This window comes from Temperatibacter marinus, assembly GCF_031598375.1.
Taxonomy (GTDB): Bacteria; Pseudomonadota; Alphaproteobacteria; order Sphingomonadales; family Kordiimonadaceae; genus Temperatibacter; species Temperatibacter marinus.
In genome coordinates this window covers 2,854,248-2,871,358 of record NZ_CP123872.1, presented here as the reverse complement: position 1 = coordinate 2,871,358, position 17,111 = coordinate 2,854,248, and the positions used below count along the sequence as shown (strand labels likewise).

General features: G+C 45.3%; 14 protein-coding genes. 5 read left to right on the top strand and 9 right to left on the bottom strand.

The genetic code is table 11. From position 1 onward, the window contains the following. Window position 1: 1 nt before the first annotated feature. The 8 genes from rnr to QGN29_RS12970 all read right to left on the bottom strand — a co-directional run bounded on the left by rnr (window position 2) and on the right by QGN29_RS12970 (window position 10,930). Window positions 2-2,320 (bottom strand): ribonuclease R, encoded by a 2,319-nt coding sequence (rnr, locus tag QGN29_RS13005; RefSeq protein WP_310798300.1) that lies wholly within the window; start codon window positions 2,318-2,320, stop codon window positions 2-4. Between the two features lie 63 nt (window positions 2,321-2,383). Further along, complete coding sequence (gene topA / locus QGN29_RS13000) at window positions 2,384-5,002, bottom strand: type I DNA topoisomerase (RefSeq protein ID WP_310798299.1); 2,619 nt, start codon at window positions 5,000-5,002, stop codon at window positions 2,384-2,386. Between the two features lie 138 nt (window positions 5,003-5,140). Next, window positions 5,141-6,262 carry a DNA-processing protein DprA gene (dprA, locus tag QGN29_RS12995; protein ID WP_310798298.1) on the bottom strand — a complete coding sequence of 374 codons (1,122 nt, stop codon included), beginning with the start codon at window positions 6,260-6,262 and terminating at the stop codon, window positions 5,141-5,143. A gap of 72 nt (window positions 6,263-6,334) precedes the next feature. Continuing rightward, on the bottom strand, window positions 6,335-6,928 hold the full coding sequence (gene plsY, locus QGN29_RS12990) for a glycerol-3-phosphate 1-O-acyltransferase PlsY (RefSeq protein WP_310798297.1): 594 nt from the start codon (window positions 6,926-6,928) through the stop codon (window positions 6,335-6,337). 11 nt (window positions 6,929-6,939) lie between these two features. Beyond that, complete coding sequence (locus QGN29_RS12985) at window positions 6,940-8,181, bottom strand: dihydroorotase (protein ID WP_310798296.1); 1,242 nt, start codon at window positions 8,179-8,181, stop codon at window positions 6,940-6,942. Then, window positions 8,178-9,170 carry an aspartate carbamoyltransferase catalytic subunit gene (locus tag QGN29_RS12980; protein WP_375164712.1) on the bottom strand — a complete coding sequence of 331 codons (993 nt, stop codon included), beginning with the start codon at window positions 9,168-9,170 and terminating at the stop codon, window positions 8,178-8,180. Before QGN29_RS12980 ends, QGN29_RS12985 begins: the two co-directional genes overlap by 4 nt. Window positions 9,171-9,287: 117 nt before the next feature. Further along, entirely contained in the window at window positions 9,288-9,749 is a 462-nt protein-coding gene (gene ruvX / locus QGN29_RS12975; RefSeq protein WP_310798294.1) for a Holliday junction resolvase RuvX, read from the bottom strand. 5 nt (window positions 9,750-9,754) lie between these two features. Next, on the bottom strand, window positions 9,755-10,930 hold the full coding sequence (locus QGN29_RS12970) for a DUF3089 domain-containing protein (protein WP_310798293.1): 1,176 nt from the start codon (window positions 10,928-10,930) through the stop codon (window positions 9,755-9,757). Between the two features lie 183 nt (window positions 10,931-11,113). Between QGN29_RS12970 and QGN29_RS12965 the strand changes: the two genes are divergently transcribed. The 4 genes from QGN29_RS12965 to gatB all read left to right on the top strand — a co-directional run bounded on the left by QGN29_RS12965 (window position 11,114) and on the right by gatB (window position 15,626). Beyond that, window positions 11,114-11,716 (top strand): GNAT family N-acetyltransferase, encoded by a 603-nt coding sequence (locus QGN29_RS12965; protein WP_375164608.1) that lies wholly within the window; start codon window positions 11,114-11,116, stop codon window positions 11,714-11,716. Window positions 11,717-12,364: 648 nt separating this feature from the next. Further along, entirely contained in the window at window positions 12,365-12,655 is a 291-nt protein-coding gene (gatC, locus tag QGN29_RS12960; protein WP_310798291.1) for an Asp-tRNA(Asn)/Glu-tRNA(Gln) amidotransferase subunit GatC, read from the top strand. A gap of 12 nt (window positions 12,656-12,667) precedes the next feature. Further along, window positions 12,668-14,155, top strand: a complete 1,488-nt coding sequence (gatA, locus tag QGN29_RS12955) for an Asp-tRNA(Asn)/Glu-tRNA(Gln) amidotransferase subunit GatA (protein ID WP_310798290.1) — start codon at window positions 12,668-12,670, stop codon at window positions 14,153-14,155. A gap of 4 nt (window positions 14,156-14,159) precedes the next feature. Next, on the top strand, window positions 14,160-15,626 hold the full coding sequence (gene gatB / locus QGN29_RS12950) for an Asp-tRNA(Asn)/Glu-tRNA(Gln) amidotransferase subunit GatB (RefSeq protein ID WP_310798289.1): 1,467 nt from the start codon (window positions 14,160-14,162) through the stop codon (window positions 15,624-15,626). 34 nt (window positions 15,627-15,660) lie between these two features. Here the strand turns inward: gatB and QGN29_RS12945 are convergent, their stop codons facing one another. After that, window positions 15,661-15,873, bottom strand: a complete 213-nt coding sequence (locus QGN29_RS12945) for a hypothetical protein (RefSeq protein WP_310798288.1) — start codon at window positions 15,871-15,873, stop codon at window positions 15,661-15,663. 168 nt (window positions 15,874-16,041) lie between these two features. Between QGN29_RS12945 and QGN29_RS12940 the strand changes: the two genes are divergently transcribed. After that, a complete protein-coding gene (locus QGN29_RS12940; RefSeq protein ID WP_310798287.1) occupies window positions 16,042-17,097 on the top strand; it encodes a lipid A deacylase LpxR family protein in 1,056 nt (351 codons plus the stop codon). Window positions 17,098-17,111 lie beyond the last annotated feature (14 nt).

Here is a 17,111-nt window from a genome sequence, read left to right as displayed (position 1 = left end):
CTTAGCGCTTTTTCTTTCTACCTCGGCTGCCAGAATTATCTGTGTTGAAGCTGCGCGTTTTTCCTGCGCGGCTTCTATTTCTCATATCACTGCGTCGTCCGCTCCGTTTGGCTCTGTCCCGTTGACGAGAAGACATCTCTTTGGGTTTGCTATCACCAGATAACTCAAGTCTGAGGCCTCCTGTAAACTGGTTCGCCTCCGTCAGTTTAACGGTTAACTTATCTCCCAATGAGAAACGATGTCCCGTACGTTCGCCAACCAGCGCATGTATCTTTTCATCATGGATATAATAGTCCCCGCCTAAGTCTGAGATAGGAATAAGGCCATCCCCTCCCGTGGGTTCAAGCGTTACGAAGAGGCCAAAGCGAGTGACCCCGCTAATCCGGCCAATGAAATCTTGATCAATTTGCTTTGACAGATAGGAAGCAAGATATCGATCGGTACTGTCCCGTTCTGCAGTCATCGCACGTCGCTCAGTGCTGCTGATATGTTCCCCAAGGGCTTCCATTTGCGCCATTTCACGATCGGTCAAGCCATCTTTGCCAAGATTTAAGGCTTTGATAAGAGCCCGATGTACAAGAAGATCAGCATAGCGACGGATCGGAGATGTGAAGTGACCATATCTCTCTAGGGCCAATCCAAAATGTCCCATATTTTCTGGGCTATAATAGGCTTGCGTCTGACTACGGAGGACGACTTGATTTACCATTGTTTCGTGAGCCGTGTCTTTAACTTGCCTCATAACACCGTTGAATAATCGTGGTTTAAGAACAGCCCCTTTAGTAAGGTTTAATTCTAGAGAGCTTAGATAGTCTCTGAGGGCTTCCATTTTTTCCATACTCGGTTCTTCGTGAACGCGGTACATGCAAGGCAGAGCATATTTTTCAAGTTCCTCTGCAGCACACACGTTGGCAGAAACCATAAATTCTTCAACTAATTTGTGCGCGTCTAATCTTTCTCGTGTGGTAATACCAGCGACATTACCAAACTTATCCAACTCTATTTGTCGCTCTGGTAGGTCTAGATGAAGAGGTTCTCGCTTTTCACGAGCTTTAGTTAGGGCCGCATAAGCTCCGTAGAGTGGCTTTAAGACTTTCTCTAAGAGTGGAGCAGTCATATCATTAGGATTGCCGTCTATGGCCTCCTGAGCTTGTTTATAAGTGATGTTAGCTGCTGAACGCATTAGCCCGCGAACAAATTTATGGTTTATTTTTTTGCCATCTTTATCAAACCACATGTGAAGCGCCATGGTCGCTCGGTCTTGATATGGCATAAGCGAGCATAAGCCAGCTGATAGACTCTCTGGAATCATTGAGACAACACGATCAGGAAAATAACAGCTGTTGCCTCTCTTTTGAGCTTCTCTATCGATCAGGCCGTCCGGTTTCAAATAATGTGCTACATCCGCAATAGCGACGATACAGTGCCATCCGCCTGGGTTCTCAGCAGCAGGGTCTTGTTCTGCCCAGATGGCATCATCGTGATCCCGAGCATCCGCAGGGTCGATGGTAATCAGAGGAATGTCTCTTAAATCTGTGCGTTTACCCAAGTCTACAGGCAGAGCTGAATTTGCTTCTTTAAGAACTTCACGTGGAAATTCATTGGGAATCTCATGAGTATGTATTGCAATTAGGCTGATTGATTTGGCATGACTGACATCGCCAATAACTTCTCGAACACGTCCTTGCTTTAGACCATGGCTGCGCCGAGATCGAGGCAAGACTTCAATCAGGACAAGTTCACCGTCTTTTGCTTTGTTCACATGCTCGGCTTGGATAACAACTTCGTTGCGTTCTTTCTTGTCGCTAGGATGAAGACGGCCGCCTTTCTCATTCCCTTTGAAGATTCCTAGCATGGTTGTAGGCGCGCTCGATATTTTCTTTATGACTCTGGCTCGGTAGGTGAGCGGCTCTTCGCTGACCAAGTTCAGCCGCACTAAGGCCTTATCTCCCGGACCCATGGCTTGTTCTTTGCGCTGCTTACCACGTTCTGGAATGAGATAAATAAGAGGACTTCGTCGATCGCCTTCTTCGCTGACGAGCTTTAAGAGAGGGTCGCCGTCTTTGTCTGTTCCTGCATATTCAGCAACTTGCACAGCGGGTAATTGCCCTGCAGGGACCAGAGCTTTATGGGTATTTTGTGTAATCATGCCGTCTTCAATCATTTCTCTGATCAGACGTTTTAGCAAAATTTTATCTTGTCCTTTAATCCCAAAGGCACGAGAGATTTCTCGCTTTGTCACTTTGCCAGGTTGCGATTTAATATAATCTAGAACGGCTTTTGCATCGGGAATTGACGAATATTGATCAGACTTTGCCACAAATAATTCCTTGAAAAAATGAAGGACGCTCCTCGGCGCCCTTTCATCATACTATGCTTTTGATTAACTCGCAGCCTTCTTTTTAGTCGGCGCCTTCTTTTTCGCAGTTGTTTTCTTCTTTACGGCTTTTTTCTTCGCTGCCTTTTTCTTCTTAGGGGCTGCTTTCTTTTTACCGCCTTTTGCTGCTTTGGCTTCAAGCCATTCAACAGCTTGCTCCATTGTCACTGATTCAGGATCTGTCCCTTTTGGTAAGGTTGCATTGATCTTGCCATGATTAACATAAGGACCATAGCGCCCGTCATAGACATATACAGGCCCTTCTTCTTTAGGATGATCTCCTAACTCTTTTAATGTGACTTTGCCGCCCGCTTTCTTCTTCTGTGCGTCAGCGATGAGAGAAACAGCACGGTTAAGTCCTACGCTGAAGACCTCATCAGAGGATTGAAGACTGGCAAAGGTACGTTCATGAGCGACATAAGGCCCGTATCGTCCTATGGCAGACGTGATTGGTTTGCCACTTTCTGGGTGCAGGCCAACTGTGCGAGGTAAACTCAATAGAAGGACAGCCATTTCAAGAGAAACATCTTCAGGCTTCATGTCTTTTGGAATGCTGGCTCGGGGTGGTTTAACACCTTTTTCAGCACTTGCCATTTCAAGGTAAGGTCCGAAACGGCCCACTTTAACAGAAATTTCTTCGCCGGATTCAGGGTGCATCCCAAGTGATTGAGGGCCATCTGCAGCATTTTCATTGTCATTGTCTGCATCGATCCGGCCAAATGGTTTTGTATAGCTACACTCTGGATAATTCGAGCATCCTACAAAAGCACCATATCGACTTGTCTTAAGACCAAGGCGTCCATCATCACAACTTGGGCATTTGCGTTTTTCCGCAATAATTTCTACATCTGTCCCAAAAACCATCGGCTCAAGGTAAGCGTCCAGAGCATCAATGATTTCAGAGGTCTTTTCACTGATAACTTCTTCTGTTTTTGGTTTAAAGTCTGTCCAGAATGTTCTCAATACTTTCTTCCATTCTAGAGAACCAGCAGAGATGTCATCCAGCTCATTCTCAAGATTTGCAGTGAAATCATATTGAACGTATCGTTCAAAGAAGACTTCAAGAAAGGCGATGACAAGACGACCTTTATCTTCAGGAATAAATCTATTCTTATCCATTCTTACATAGTTGCGCTCTCGCAGCACCGTAAGAATTGACGCATACGTTGAGGGCCGGCCGATACCAAGCTCTTCAAGCTGTTTCACTAGGGATGCCTCAGTGAAACGTGGCGCTGGGTCTGTGAAATGTTGCTTTGGATTGACTTGGTCCAGCAATAATTCTTCCCCTTCGGTTACGGCAGGTAAGCGCGCTTCGCCTTCATCTTTCTCATCATCTTTTCCTTCCTGATAGACAGAAAGGAACCCATCAAATGTAATGACACTGCCTGTCGCTCTTAGCTCAGCGGTTTGATCTTCATTGAAGGCAGTAATCGTTGTGCGTTCAAGCTGGGCACTGGCCATTTGAGAAGCAATAGTTCTGCGCCAAATCAACTCGTAAAGTTTTTTCTCGTCTTGATCCAAGGCAGAGGCGACATCTATTGGCCGGCGACTTGGATCTGTAGGGCGGATTGCCTCGTGTGCTTCCTGAGCATTCTTTGCTTTTGACTTATAGAATTTTGGTTTCTCAGGAAGATACCGATCCCCATACCTGCTTTCGATTAAATAGCGTGTTGCATTCAAAGCTTCGCCAGCTATTGTCACCCCGTCTGTACGCATATAGGTGATAAGACCTGTTACCTCACCGCCGATATTTTTACCCTCATAAAGGCTTTGTGCGACACGCATTGTTTTATTTGCTGGGAACCCTAGTTTCCGAGCAGCTTCCTGCTGTAACGTAGATGTTGTAAAGGGGGGTTGCGGATGGCGTTTCGTCGGTTTTTTCTCAAGAGCAGTGACAGTAATCGGAGTTTTCTTAACAAGAGCAACGGCGTCTTGAGCTTCTTTTCCCGTTTCTATGCTCATCTTTTGCAGCTTTTTGCCATTGATAGAAACGAGGCGAGTGGTGAAAGCTTTCTGATCTTTGTTCGTTACATTTGCTTCTACTGACCAATATTCTTGAGGTACAAAACGCTCAATTTCTGTTTCACGATTGGCAACGAGACGCAGGGCTACAGACTGAACCCGTCCCGCAGAGCGAGCCCCAGGCAACTTCCGCCACAAAACAGGCGAGAGGGTAAAACCCACGAGATAATCAAGAGCGCGGCGGGCCAGATAGGCATCTACCATTTTTGTGTCAAGTTCACGCGGAGACGCAATCGCAGCAATGATGGCTGATTTTGTAATCTCATTAAACACCACACGGTGAATGGCAGTATCTTTTAAGGCTCGCTTTTTTTGCAGGATTTCTAACACATGCCAACTAATGGCTTCCCCTTCGCGGTCAGGGTCAGTTGCAAGATAGAGAGTGTCAGCTGACTTAACAGCGGATGCAATCTCTGTCATGCGTTTATTGCTGTCACGGTCTACGGACCAGTCCATTTCAAAGTCTTCATCAGGCTTCACAGATCCATCTTTAGCCGGTAGATCTCTCACGTGGCCATAGGATGCTAAAACTTTATAATCACTGCCAAGATACTTATTAATTGTTTTAGCTTTGGCAGGTGATTCAACGATAACGACTTTCATAAAATACGGTCCGTTTCTAAAAATACTGTCTTTATATATGGACGAATTATGTCCTTCTTCTTTTTCACCTAGTCTTTAACGAGGCTAAAATCAATGGATTTATGCAATTTACTGAGAATAATTCATGAAGAAGGGGGCTTAGTTAGCGAGGGAAGAGACCTGATTGCCTGGATATCGGATTGCCCGATTTGCTAATTCTAATTCCAAAATGATCGCCAAAACAAGACTTGCTGGGTAGCCTGAAATACGAATAATCTCATCTATCGAAATAGGACTTGGAGAGAGCAGGGCTGAGATGTTTCTTCTGTCCTGATCAGAGATGGAAATATCTGTCTCTAGGGCTTCAAATGGGGGCATGCCTTGCTCAGATTCGTGTAAAGAAAAATCATTTAATCCTTTGATTTCATTAAGGATATCTACGGAAGATTGAACGAGAACTGCGCCGTCTTTGATGAGTTGATTTGTACCGCGTGCTCTTGGATCTGCAGGAGACCCCGGGACTGAAAATACTTCACGATTTTGCTCTAATGCGCATTTGGCCGTAATTAATGAACCAGATTTTTGGGCTGCTTCAATCACAAGAACGCCTAGAGAAAGACCTGAGATAATTCTGTTCCTTCTGGGGAAATGCCTGGCTTGAGGGCTGATGCCTAAAGGAATTTCTGTCACTAAGAGACCCGATTTAGATATTTCTTCATACAGAGCTGCATTTTCTTTGGGGTAGATGATATCTAGCCCGCCGGCGATGCATGCAATGGTACCTCCTTTTATGCTGGCCTTGTGAGCCATACTATCAATGCCTCGGGCCATCCCACTTGTAATCACATATCCAGCCTCGGACATTTCAGTAGCTATGGCCTGGGTCAACCTCAAACTTGTCGCACTGGCATTTCTTGCGCCAACAATCCCGAGAGAAGGAGCATCAAGTAAATGACGATGACCACGTAGGTAGAGAATAGGTGGAGCATCATCAATATGACTAAGCAAATTTGGGTAAGATGCTTCTCCCAGGTGAAGGCACATGCCGTTCAATGCCTTTAAGGCCCTGAGTTCTTTTATGATTGGTTCTGCCTTAGCCACTCTAAGCGGTGTTTTTCTTCTTCCCTTTGCGGCAAGATCTGGGAGATGGAGCAAAGCCTGAAGAGCAGTACCATAAGTTGCCAGTAAGTGTTTAAATGTAATAGGGCCTACAGAGGGTGTTCTGATGAGCTGATGACGGGCTAGTTTCTCTTCGTTAGAGAAGTTTTTTTTTGATGACATACTCAGTACCTTTAAAGAAAACAATTGTTCCTTACTGGGTAGTAATTGTCAATTATAAGATGTATTTGAATGTTATTTTTTACCGATTTTGGGTTCTGTGCCCCCGATAATTCGCTTGATGTTTTCCCTATGTCTTAGAAAAATAAGAACTGTCATAACAATAATATAGGGCAAAATATCTTGTGCCCCAACAACAGCACAATAGACAGGCGGCACAAGTGCAGCCATGAGAGCAGCAAGGGATGATATTCTAAAGAGCGCTGCTGAGATCAGCCAAGTTAAGATGCCGATTCCCCCTACGAGAGGGTCAATAGCCAGTAAAGTTCCAAAGAAAGTGGCAACCCCTTTGCCGCCTTTGAAATTCAGATAAAGCGGGAAGCAATGGCCGAGAAAAGCAGCGGCACCAGCTAAGGCTGCATAGTCAGGCTGAATATAAAGAAAGGTTACAAGGACAGCGATGGCGCCTTTACCGCTATCGAGTAGAAGCGTTAAGAGAGCGAGGTCTTTTCTTCCAGTCCTCAGCACATTAGTTGCACCAATGTTACCAGAACCAATGGCACGAATGTCTCCTAGACCTGCAACCTTTGTCAAAAGGAGGCCAAAAGGTATCGATCCCAAGAGATACCCAAAGAGGGCTGTCAGCCCCATAACCAAATCGAATGCCATAAAGTTTTCCCTTATGCTGAGTAGATCTCGTGTCCAGCAACAATTGTTTTCCACACTTTACCGTTTACAGGCAGCGTGTCAAACGGTGTATTGGTGGCAGACGCCTTAAGCTGGTTTCGCTTGATAATCCAAGGCTGCTCTGGATCAAAAATTGTCAGATCCGCTTGAGCACCGATAGAAAGATGGCCAGAATCCAGTTTTAAGAGCGATGCAGGGCCACTTGTAAGCTTAGCAATCAAGTCTAACAGCGACATTGTCCCTTCCTGGACAGGCTTAAGCGAAAGAGGGAGCAGAGTTTCATATCCGCTAACACCGCTTGCTGCTTGGCCAAAGGGCAGGCGCTTTAAATCGGGGTTTTTTGGGTCATGATCTGAGACAATTGTATCCACAGTCCCATCAGCAAGAGCAGCAAGGAGTGCAAGGCGATCTTCTTCAGTTCTAAATGGTGGGCTGACTTTTGCAAAAGTAGGATAGCCTTCAAGTGCATGTTCATTCAAATGAAGATAGTGTGGGGCTATAGAGCATGTGATCTTGACCCCGCGCGCCTTCGCCTCTCTTACGGCTTCAACGCCTTCTCGTGAGGAAACAAGAGCAACATGCAAACGGCTATTGGTATGTTCCGCAAGACGCGCATCCCGCTCAATTTGTATTTGTTCCGCAATTGAAGGGATACCCGTCAGTCCAAGACGCGATGCAATCCCGCCGTCATGAGCGATCCCATCTGCTTTTAAGGACTGCTCTTCTGCAAACTGAACAATCAGTGCATCATAATAGCTCGCATATTCCATTAGTCTTTTAAGAATTTGAGCATCTTCTACAGGTTTGCGACAATCTGTAAAAGCCACAGCGCCGCTCTCTAACATTTGCCCGATCTCTGTAATCTCTTGACCGTCCATGGCTTTCGTAGCAGTACCCATGGGGATGACATTGACCGTGGCTCTTTCTTTTGCTCGCGCTCTGATCCGTTCTACAGCTGCATCATTGTCGATCAGTGTGGTTTGATCAGGCTGTAAGATCACTGTTGTGATTCCTCCAGCAGCTGCGGCTTCCCAATCGACACTAAAAGCGCGCATATCAATAAAGCCAGGCGAAAGAACTTTACCTTTACAATCAATGATTTCGGCACTTTCTGGAATATCAATATTCTCCCCAAGCGCGGCTATAAGTGACCCGTTGATCAAGAGACTTCCTGGTATGTCCATTTTTGATTTCGGATCGATGAGGCGAGCATTCACATAGGCTGTAAGGGTCATGTACCTTCTCCCTTATACAGGTGGGCTTCGGGGTCTTCACGCCCAGAGATGAGTATATCTAAACAAGCCATACGAACGGCCACACCCATTTCCACTTGCTCTCGGATCGCTGATTTTTCGAGATCATCAGCAATGTCCGAAGCGATTTCCACACCCCGATTCATAGGTCCCGGATGCATCACTAGCACATCATCACTGGCGACTTGTAATTTTTCACGGGTCAAACCCCAATATTTATAATATTCTCTGAGGCTTGGGAGAAAGGCGCCTTGCATACGCTCTTGTTGGAGGCGTAACATTATGACCACATCTGCGCCTTTTAGGCCGTCCTCCATGGTATGATAGACTTCAACGCCTAAACTTTCTGCGTCTGTAGGAATTAACGTTGGCGGCGCGACCAAACGTACTTTTGCGCCCATCGCATTGAGAAGATAGATATTTGACCGTGCAACGCGGCTATGGGTCACATCCCCTGAGATGGCGACTGTTAGACCATGGATATGTCCTTTGCGTCTTCGGATTGTCAGGGCATCCAGAAGAGCTTGTGTCGGATGCTCGGCACGCCCATCGCCCGCATTGAGGACTGGGCAATTCATTTCTCTAGAGAGAAGCCTTACAGCGCCGCTATCTGCATGGCGCACTACAAGGGCATCGGGGTGCATTGCATTCAATGTCGCCGCAGTATCAAGCAGGGTTTCTCCCTTTTTGATGCTGCTGTTACTCGTGGACATAGAAATTGTATCCAGGCCAAGACGTTTGCCAGCCATTTCAAAGCTCATGAGCGTCCGCGTTGAGTTTTCAAAAAACAGATTTATCTGGGTACGACCAGCAAGCTTATCAGTTTTTTTCTGAGACGATCTATTTTGATCTGCGTAGGCATCAGCGCGATCTAAAAGATATTTAATCTCGATCGGATCAAGATCCCAGATGCCTAAAAGATGGGAATGCGGAAAATAACTACCTGAGGGCGGAGGAACTTCCGCGCGCATGTAGGCGCCTGATTGCGGCTCAGAATTTTTAATGTCTTTGCTCATTAAAGGGGCCTTATATGGTGAAACTTGTTCTTTGTAAACAGTAATTTAGGGCAGCGCCCTGTAACCTTACTTTTAAAGGGCATGCAGCGCCCCTTGCAGAATATAACTGGCGGCTAGCTTATCCACAAGTTCTGCACGGCGAGCGCGGCTGCGATCTGCTTCGATAAGTGTACGTTCTACAGCAGCTGTTGAGAGACGTTCGTCCCATAGGGCTTGGGGCAGAGGGATCTTATCAAAGAGGTTTTTACTGAAGGCCATGGTTGATTGACAGCGCGGGCCTTCTGAACCATCCATGTTGACCGGCCAGCCTAGGATAAAACCGCCGACATTTTCTTGTTGAACGATTTCACTGAGTCGTTCAACATCCTTTGAAAATTTTGTTCGTCTGATCGTTTCCATTGGGCTCGCTACCATTTGCATGGTGTCAGACAGGGCAAGGCCAATGGTTTTACTGCCAATATCCAATCCTAATATGCGCTTATAGTCGCCTACAGCAGATTTAAACTCTGGTATTGGATAAATAACGTCGGCCATAAATATTAGTCACTTTGTGTTTGAGTGCGAAGAAACCATGCCTTTTTACGCTGTTCGATGTTGTCAATCAAGTTCATGTAGAAAAGATTATAATCATAGGCATGCATGTTGAGGCCAGACATTTGATATTGCTCCCAAACATTTCCTTTTAATTGTCGATCAAGGAAGAGGGCACCGTTTTTATCGCACTGTGCCCCAAATCGATCTTTGGAGACTGCTGGTATTGGTGTTGTATCCACGTACATATCAATGGCGCCCTTATGATCGTTTGAGGATGCTGTACCACCAACGGTCCAAGTTAGTGGGTTTGTGCATAGCATACTTGTGCCTGCGCGGGGTTTTCCAGTGAAGCCTGGGGTGCTTTTCATATAAGCAGTCAACATATCTGCATTGCCGTCCATTCCAAAAGTTTGCCAGCTTATAATGCAATTTGTGTCTTCTGCGCGTTCACAGGCATTAAAACCTAAGGCGGGAATATCCGCCTCAACGCTGACAGGCCAGCCCACAAGGTAGGCCGCGATCATTCTCTTGCCAGCATCTGTACCTTTCAGGCGTTGCATTAGAAGAGGGATGGCATGCATTGACCCTTGACTGTGGGCTGCGATGAAGAATGGCCGCCCCTCATTCAGATTGGTGATGTAATAATCAAAGGCTTTGACTACATCACTATAAGCCAACATAAAGGCCTGAAGATTTTGTCCAGATGTATCAAAGAAAGCCCCAAAGTTAGCTTGGCGGTATTTGGGGGCAAACAATCTGGCTTCTTGGTTAAAGGCCGTCAGATGGGATTTGATAGCCAAACTGTTAGAACGGGCAGTCGCTTTTGCATCGTCATAGGCGGCATTCCAGCGATCATTTGCAAAGCCACTGGTCGGATGAATATAAAAAACATCAACAGAGGCCTCAGGAGAGCGGCCTTCTGCCCCATCAACTCTGAATGATGCGGTGGGGTGAATAAGGGCTGGTTTTACTAACCATGCTGAATCCTTATGATACTCAGGGGTATGGGCTGAGGCCTCGTCTTTGATCTTGGTTTTAATACCAAAAGCAAGGCGCATGGGACCCATAGGGTCTTGTTCCCACCAGATGCGTGCAGCAAACATAACAATAAGCACAGCAACAATAATGAGAAGAAAACAGCCTGCGGGCTTCATTTTTGATTTTTGAGTTTCTTCACCCATGAGGTTTCTCCCTTCCCTTTGGATCGCGTATTGTGCAGTGTTGTACTGATGATTGCGCTAGCCTGTAAAGCTAAAATTCAACAACAGATGAAATTTTACTATTTTCATACCATAGACTTTCTAGACCTCTATGGATACACTTTCTACCTTGTGGGCTTTATAAATTAGAATAGAATGAGTTGAGTGATGAATGAAACATGGCTGACTGATGTAACGTTAAATACAGGAATGATTTATCTACGGCCGTTGGAGTGGGGGGACCGTGAAGCTCTGATTGAAGCAGCTTCGGACGGCGAACTTTGGAAGTTATGGTTCACATCCGTGCCTAGCGCTGAGACGATTGATGCCTATATTGATAAAGCTCTTAGAGATAAAGAAAAGGGGGAAGCGCTCGCCTTTGTTGTGGGGCTGCAAGAAACGGGACAGATCATCGGATGTAGTCGCTTTTGTCATGCAGATTCGCTGAATAAACGGGTTGAAATCGGCTATACATGGTATTCTAAGTCATACCAAAGAACCGCCGTGAATTCGCAGTGTAAGTTACTGCTGCTTTCTCATGCATTTGAACAGTTAGGCGCCATTGCTGTTGAGTTTAAAACGCATCACTCTAATGAAAGATCGCAAACCGCGATCATGAGATTAGGGGCAAAGCATGATGGAATACTTCGCCAGCACCAGAAGCTAGCTGATGGATCTTACAGGGATACGTATGTCTATTCAATTTTGAATAGGGAATGGCCAGATGTAAAGGCCAGACTTGCGTTAAAAACGGATCTAGCATCGTAATATTGATGTCTCAGGCTAATCGCGGTCCATATACCGCTATTTTTTTACAATAGGCATCCATTTTTTTTTACAATACTCATCGATTATTTTTACAATGAAAATTCCCCATAAAGGGGAAATAATAGAATATGTTTAATTTGACCGTAGGGCAGGTGACTAAATTCATAGGATGGATTAGAGATCACTACTGTAGTGTATGGGATACCGCTGTCATTACACGTAGCAAAAGCCTCTTGCTCCTTTCACATGAACTCCTCCTCAACGCCCCTAAACCCTAGGCCAAATTAAACGCGTCTGGAAAATGAGCGAAAAAAACCAGACTTCGCTGAGGTCCAATGCAACTGCGTTATTACACGTCATTCCTCAGCTTTGCTAAGAAGCGGGAGGCAATCAATCAAGTGGGAGGATTGCAGAGCGTCTCTTTCTTAGCTTGACACTTATAGGTATAATTAAAACACCCAATAAGAGCAATAGGGCGGTAAGTGAAAAAAATTAAACAATTCGAAAATCATTTTCATTAGTTTGCGCCCTTATGACAATTACCCCTTGAATTCAGCGGCGCTTGCCGTTAATGTCCGCCCTTGAGTGCGGTGAGTTTGCACCGCAGCATTATGACCTTCCTCACCTATAAAATAGTAAGGATTTTCCATGTCAGAGATCGACAAGGCAACGGTTGCCAAGATTGCGCGTTTATCGCGGATAAAAATTGATGAAGAAAAGCAAGCCGCTCTTGCGGGTGAATTGAATAATATCTTGGGTTGGATAGAACAACTCGAAGAGGTTGATACAGACGGTATCGAGCCAATGGCTTCTGTCGTTGATACTAAATTGAAATGGCGAACAGATGTTATCACGGATGGTGATAAGCAAGAATCTGTTTTGAAAAATGCACCAAAAGCTGAATATGGTTTTTTTGCAGTCCCTAAAGTGATTGAGTAGGGAAGGGATCCAATGACTGATTTAAATAAATTAAAAATCGCAGAAGCCCGGGACCTTCTTGGTAAAGGTGAGTTGTCTTCTGTCGAACTAACAGAAGCTCATATTTCTGCAGTTGAAGCCTCTAAACCACTGAACGCCTATATCGAGAGCACATCAGAGATTGCGCGCACTCAAGCAAAATCTGCGGATGCTCAGATCAAAGCAGGCAATCAAAAAGGAATGACAGGCATCCCAGTTGGGATTAAAGATTTGTTTGCAACCAAAGGGGTGCATACACAGGCTTGTTCTAAAATTCTCGATGGCTTTAAGCCTGAATATGAAAGTACAGTCACACAAAATCTGTGGGATGATGGAGCTGTAATGCTTGGAAAACTCAATATGGATGAGTTCGCCATGGGCTCTTCAAATGAGACATCTTTTTACGGCAATGTATTAAATCCATGGCGCCTCAAGACGGCTGCGGGTGAAAAAGATACAGTACCTGGCGGATCTTCTGGTGGTTCTGTGTCCGCAGTTGCTGGTTTTGCGGCCATGGGCGCGACGGCTTCTGATACAGGCGGATCAATTCGTCAACCTGCTGCCTTCACTGGAACCTTTGGTATCAAGCCTACGTACGGCAGGTGCTCAAGGTTTGGTATGGTTGCTTTTGCGAGCTCTTTGGATCAGGCAGGTGTTATTACTAGGGATGTACGCGACGGCGCTATCATGCTAGAGAGCATCTCTGGATTTGATCCTAAAGACAGCACGTCTGCAAAACTTGATGTGCCTAATTTTGAAGCGGCACTTACAGGCGATATTAAAGGATTGAAAGTAGGGATCCCTGCAGAATATCGTCTAGAGGGTACGCCACAAGAAATTCTTGATATTTGGGATAAGGGCATCCAGTGGATGAAAGAAGCGGGTGCTGAGATCGTTGAGATTTCATTGCCGCATACTAAATATGCATTGCCCACATATTATATTGTTGCCCCAGCAGAAGCATCGTCCAATCTTGCCCGTTATGACGGGGTTAGGTATGGCCTCAGAGAGACTGTAGACGGCGATGGCCTTATTCCTATGTATGAGGAAACGAGGGCTGCAGGCTTCGGTGAGGAAGTGCAGCGCCGGATTATGATTGGAACCTATGTCCTTTCAGCTGGCTATTATGATGCTTATTATTTGAAAGCGCAGCGAGTTCGCCAACTAATTAGTCGGGATTTCAAAGAGGCCTTTGAAAAATGCGATGTCATTCTAACTCCAACGGCGCCTTCAGCAGCCTTCGAGTTTGGGGCAAAGTCTGATGATCCTCTTGCCATGTATTTGAATGATGTCTTTACAGTCCCTGCATCGCTTGCAGGTATCCCAGGATCGTCTGTGCCTGCAGGACTAGACAAAGATGGGTTGCCGCTTGGGCTTCAAATTCTTGGAAAAGCATGGGATGAAGAAACCGTGTTAAAAGTTTCTCATGTATTAGAGATGGCTGCTGCCTTCACGCATCAGCCTTCAGAGTGGTGGAGATAAGACAATGACATATTTAATTCAGGGCGCAACAGGCGATTTTGAAGTTGTAATTGGTCTAGAGGTTCACGCTCAGGTCATCTCAAATGCTAAGCTTTTTTCAGGTGCCTCTACAGAATTTGGTGCAGAACCTAATTCAAACGTGTCACTTGTTGATGCTGCGATGCCTGGCATGTTGCCAACCATAAATGAAGAATGTGTGCGCCAAGCAGTTCGCGCTGGCCTAGCAATTGGCGCGCAGATCAATAAATATAGTAAGTTCGATCGAAAGAATTATTTCTATGCAGATCTGCCGCAAGGGTACCAAATTTCTCAGTTTACCCACCCCATCGTTGGTGAGGGTGTTGTTCGGATTGATCTGGGGGATGGAAAGACAAAGGACATTGGGATTGAGCGCATACATCTAGAGCAAGATGCTGGGAAGTCTATGCATGATCAACATCCAGAATATACCTATGTTGATTTAAACCGAACAGGTGTTGCATTGATGGAGTGTGTCTCTATGCCTCACATGCGCAGCCCTGATGAAGCTGCTGCTTATATCACAAAGCTTCGGACAATCTTCCGTTATATTGATGCCTGTGACGGTAACATGGAGCAAGGCTCTATGCGTGCGGATGTGAATGTATCTGTCAATCGACCGGGAGAAGAGTGGGGCACGCGTTGTGAGATTAAAAACATGAACTCGGTCCGCTTCATTCGTCAAGCTATTGAAGTCGAAGCACGACGTCAGGTCGATATTATCGAGGATGGTGGTTCAATTGATCAGGAAACACGTCAGTTTGATCCAGTGAAAGGGATCACACGCTCCCTTCGTTCAAAAGAAGATGCTCATGATTACCGGTACTTCCCGGATCCAGACTTGCTGCCACTAGAATTTGATGATGCTTTTGTTGAAGCAGCTCGGGCAAGTCTTCCTGAATTACCAGATGCCAAGCATGATCGTTTTGTTTCTGAACTTGGTCTGAGTGATTATAACGCGTCTGTTCTTGTGGCAGAAAAAGAAAATGCTGACTATTTTGAAGCTCTTCTTGAAGCTATGGGGGCTGGATCAGATGCTAAAAAAGCTTCTAATTGGGTAACAGGGGATTTGTTTGGGGCGTTGAATAAAGCCGGTAAACCAATTGGAAATAGCCCTGTCTCTCCTACGATGGGAGCGGAACTTCTAAAACTTGTTGCTGAAGATGTTATCTCTGGCCGTGTGGCAAAGGAAGTTTTTGCTGATATGTTTGAGACAGGCAAGGGTGCTGCTCAAATTGTAGATGAAAAAGGCTTGAAGCAAGTTTCTGATACAGGTGAACTTGAAAAAGTCATCGATGATTTGATCGCTGCAAACCCTGGACAGGTTGAGCAATATCGTGCTGGTAAGACCAAGCTTATTGGCTTCTTTGTTGGTCAAGTGATGAAGGCAACAGGCGGATCAGCAAATCCTGGCGTTGTGAATAAAATCTTAAAGCCTAAACTAGATGGGTAAAGGTGAGAGCTAAAAACAATTTTAAAAGGGAGCCTTATGAGCTCCCTTTTTTATTGGGGAACTCAAGCGCATTAACAACTTTTATCATCATGGTAGCACTATCAAGGTCATGAGGTTTAGCAATAGTATGCTGCTTTTCTGCTGACGCCCAACAGACAGGACATTGCCGATCATCATCTGTGGACTTTTCATTCCACTCTATATATTCATTCTCACATGTTTTACTTGTACATTTCCAAACATTCATTACTCGAAACCTATATTTTCTCTCGTGATAAGCTATTAATAGCACTTTTAGGTGATTTTTGACTATATTTGCCTAAAAGTTTAAATAACTTTAATGGACCTGCCTTATTCTCGCTTCAGCATATGTCTATAAGGGATAAATATTAAAAAACTCTGATGATGGTGACCTATGAAAATAAAATTAGCCTATTTTGTTTGTGTGCTAACTGTTTTATCTACCCCTGAAGTTTATGCGGACGACTCTAAACGTGCATGGTCAATTCAGCTTGAGAACGATGTATTTAGTCAGTTCTTTGGACTTAGAAAAAGCGATTCAGAAGCTTCAGATTTTGATGGGGACAAGGATTATACACAGGGAGTTAGATTGGGACTCACCATCCGAGATCGCACAGACCTTCCTTTTCACTCTCTCCTTAAAGACTTACATATGATTGGAGAGGCTGACGATGATTCTAATCGAAAGGTGCATGTAACCTATCAGGCTTTTCTTGGTCAGAATATCTATACCCCCACCGACATTACCAAAAGCCATCTTCTTGTCAATGATCGCCCCTATGCGGGATATTTATACTTTGGTAGTAATATCACCCGCCAGAAAGGACGCCATTTAGAAAGTCTAGAACTTGATGTCGGCGTGATTGGCCCGCTTTCTGGCGCTAAACAAGTCCAGACAACTTGGCATACTCTTATCGATACACGGGAACCTGAGGGGTGGGATAATCAACTGAGCAATGAACCCGCCCTAACAGTCATATACACGCGGGCAGTGAATATGCCGTTGCTCGCAAAAAAGTCCGGAGAGATCGGCGTTGGCATGGACATCACGCCCCACGGCACTTTGGCCTTAGGCACTGTCTATACGCACGTGAGTGTTGGCGGTACTCTCAGAATCGGCACAGGACTGGAGAGGGAAATGATGAGTCCCAACAGAATTCAGCCCAGCCAGCCAGGGTCTGATATCTTTTCAGGAAAAGGGATGGATTTTTATACATTCATTGGCATTGAGGGGAGAGCAGTCGCAAGAAATGCCTTTCTTGATGGTAACGTGTTCAGTGAGAGCCACCGTATTGATAAAAAACGGTTCGTCGGAGAGTTCTCTATTGGATTTGTCGGTTTCACAGAGAGCTGGCGGCTTTCCTATACGCATGTGTTTAGAAGCCGTGAATTCGTTAATCAGAGGAAGGGTGATTTTTTCGGAAGTGTTTCGCTCACGAAGTTGTTTTAAGCTTTGTTCAAATT

Excerpts from the sequence above, each read along its gene's own strand:
- topA (WP_310798299.1), bottom strand. The coding sequence starts at position 5,002 with ATGAAAGTCGTTATCGTTGAATCACCTGCCAAAGCTAAAACAATTAAT.
- dprA (WP_310798298.1), bottom strand. The coding sequence starts at position 6,262 with ATGTCATCAAAAAAAAACTTCTCTAACGAAGAGAAACTAGCCCGTCAT.
- plsY (WP_310798297.1), bottom strand. The coding sequence starts at position 6,928 with ATGGCATTCGATTTGGTTATGGGGCTGACAGCCCTCTTTGGGTATCTC.
- QGN29_RS12985 (WP_310798296.1), bottom strand. The coding sequence starts at position 8,181 with ATGACCCTTACAGCCTATGTGAATGCTCGCCTCATCGATCCGAAATCA.
- QGN29_RS12980 (WP_375164712.1), bottom strand. The coding sequence starts at position 9,170 with ATGCGCGCGGAAGTTCCTCCGCCCTCAGGTAGTTATTTTCCGCATTCC.
- ruvX (WP_310798294.1), bottom strand. The coding sequence starts at position 9,749 with ATGGCCGACGTTATTTATCCAATACCAGAGTTTAAATCTGCTGTAGGC.
- QGN29_RS12970 (WP_310798293.1), bottom strand. The coding sequence starts at position 10,930 with ATGGGTGAAGAAACTCAAAAATCAAAAATGAAGCCCGCAGGCTGTTTT.
- gatC (WP_310798291.1), top strand. The coding sequence starts at position 12,365 with ATGTCAGAGATCGACAAGGCAACGGTTGCCAAGATTGCGCGTTTATCG.
- gatA (WP_310798290.1), top strand. The coding sequence starts at position 12,668 with ATGACTGATTTAAATAAATTAAAAATCGCAGAAGCCCGGGACCTTCTT.
- gatB (WP_310798289.1), top strand. The coding sequence starts at position 14,160 with ATGACATATTTAATTCAGGGCGCAACAGGCGATTTTGAAGTTGTAATT.
- QGN29_RS12945 (WP_310798288.1), bottom strand. The coding sequence starts at position 15,873 with ATGAATGTTTGGAAATGTACAAGTAAAACATGTGAGAATGAATATATA.
- QGN29_RS12940 (WP_310798287.1), top strand. The coding sequence starts at position 16,042 with ATGAAAATAAAATTAGCCTATTTTGTTTGTGTGCTAACTGTTTTATCT.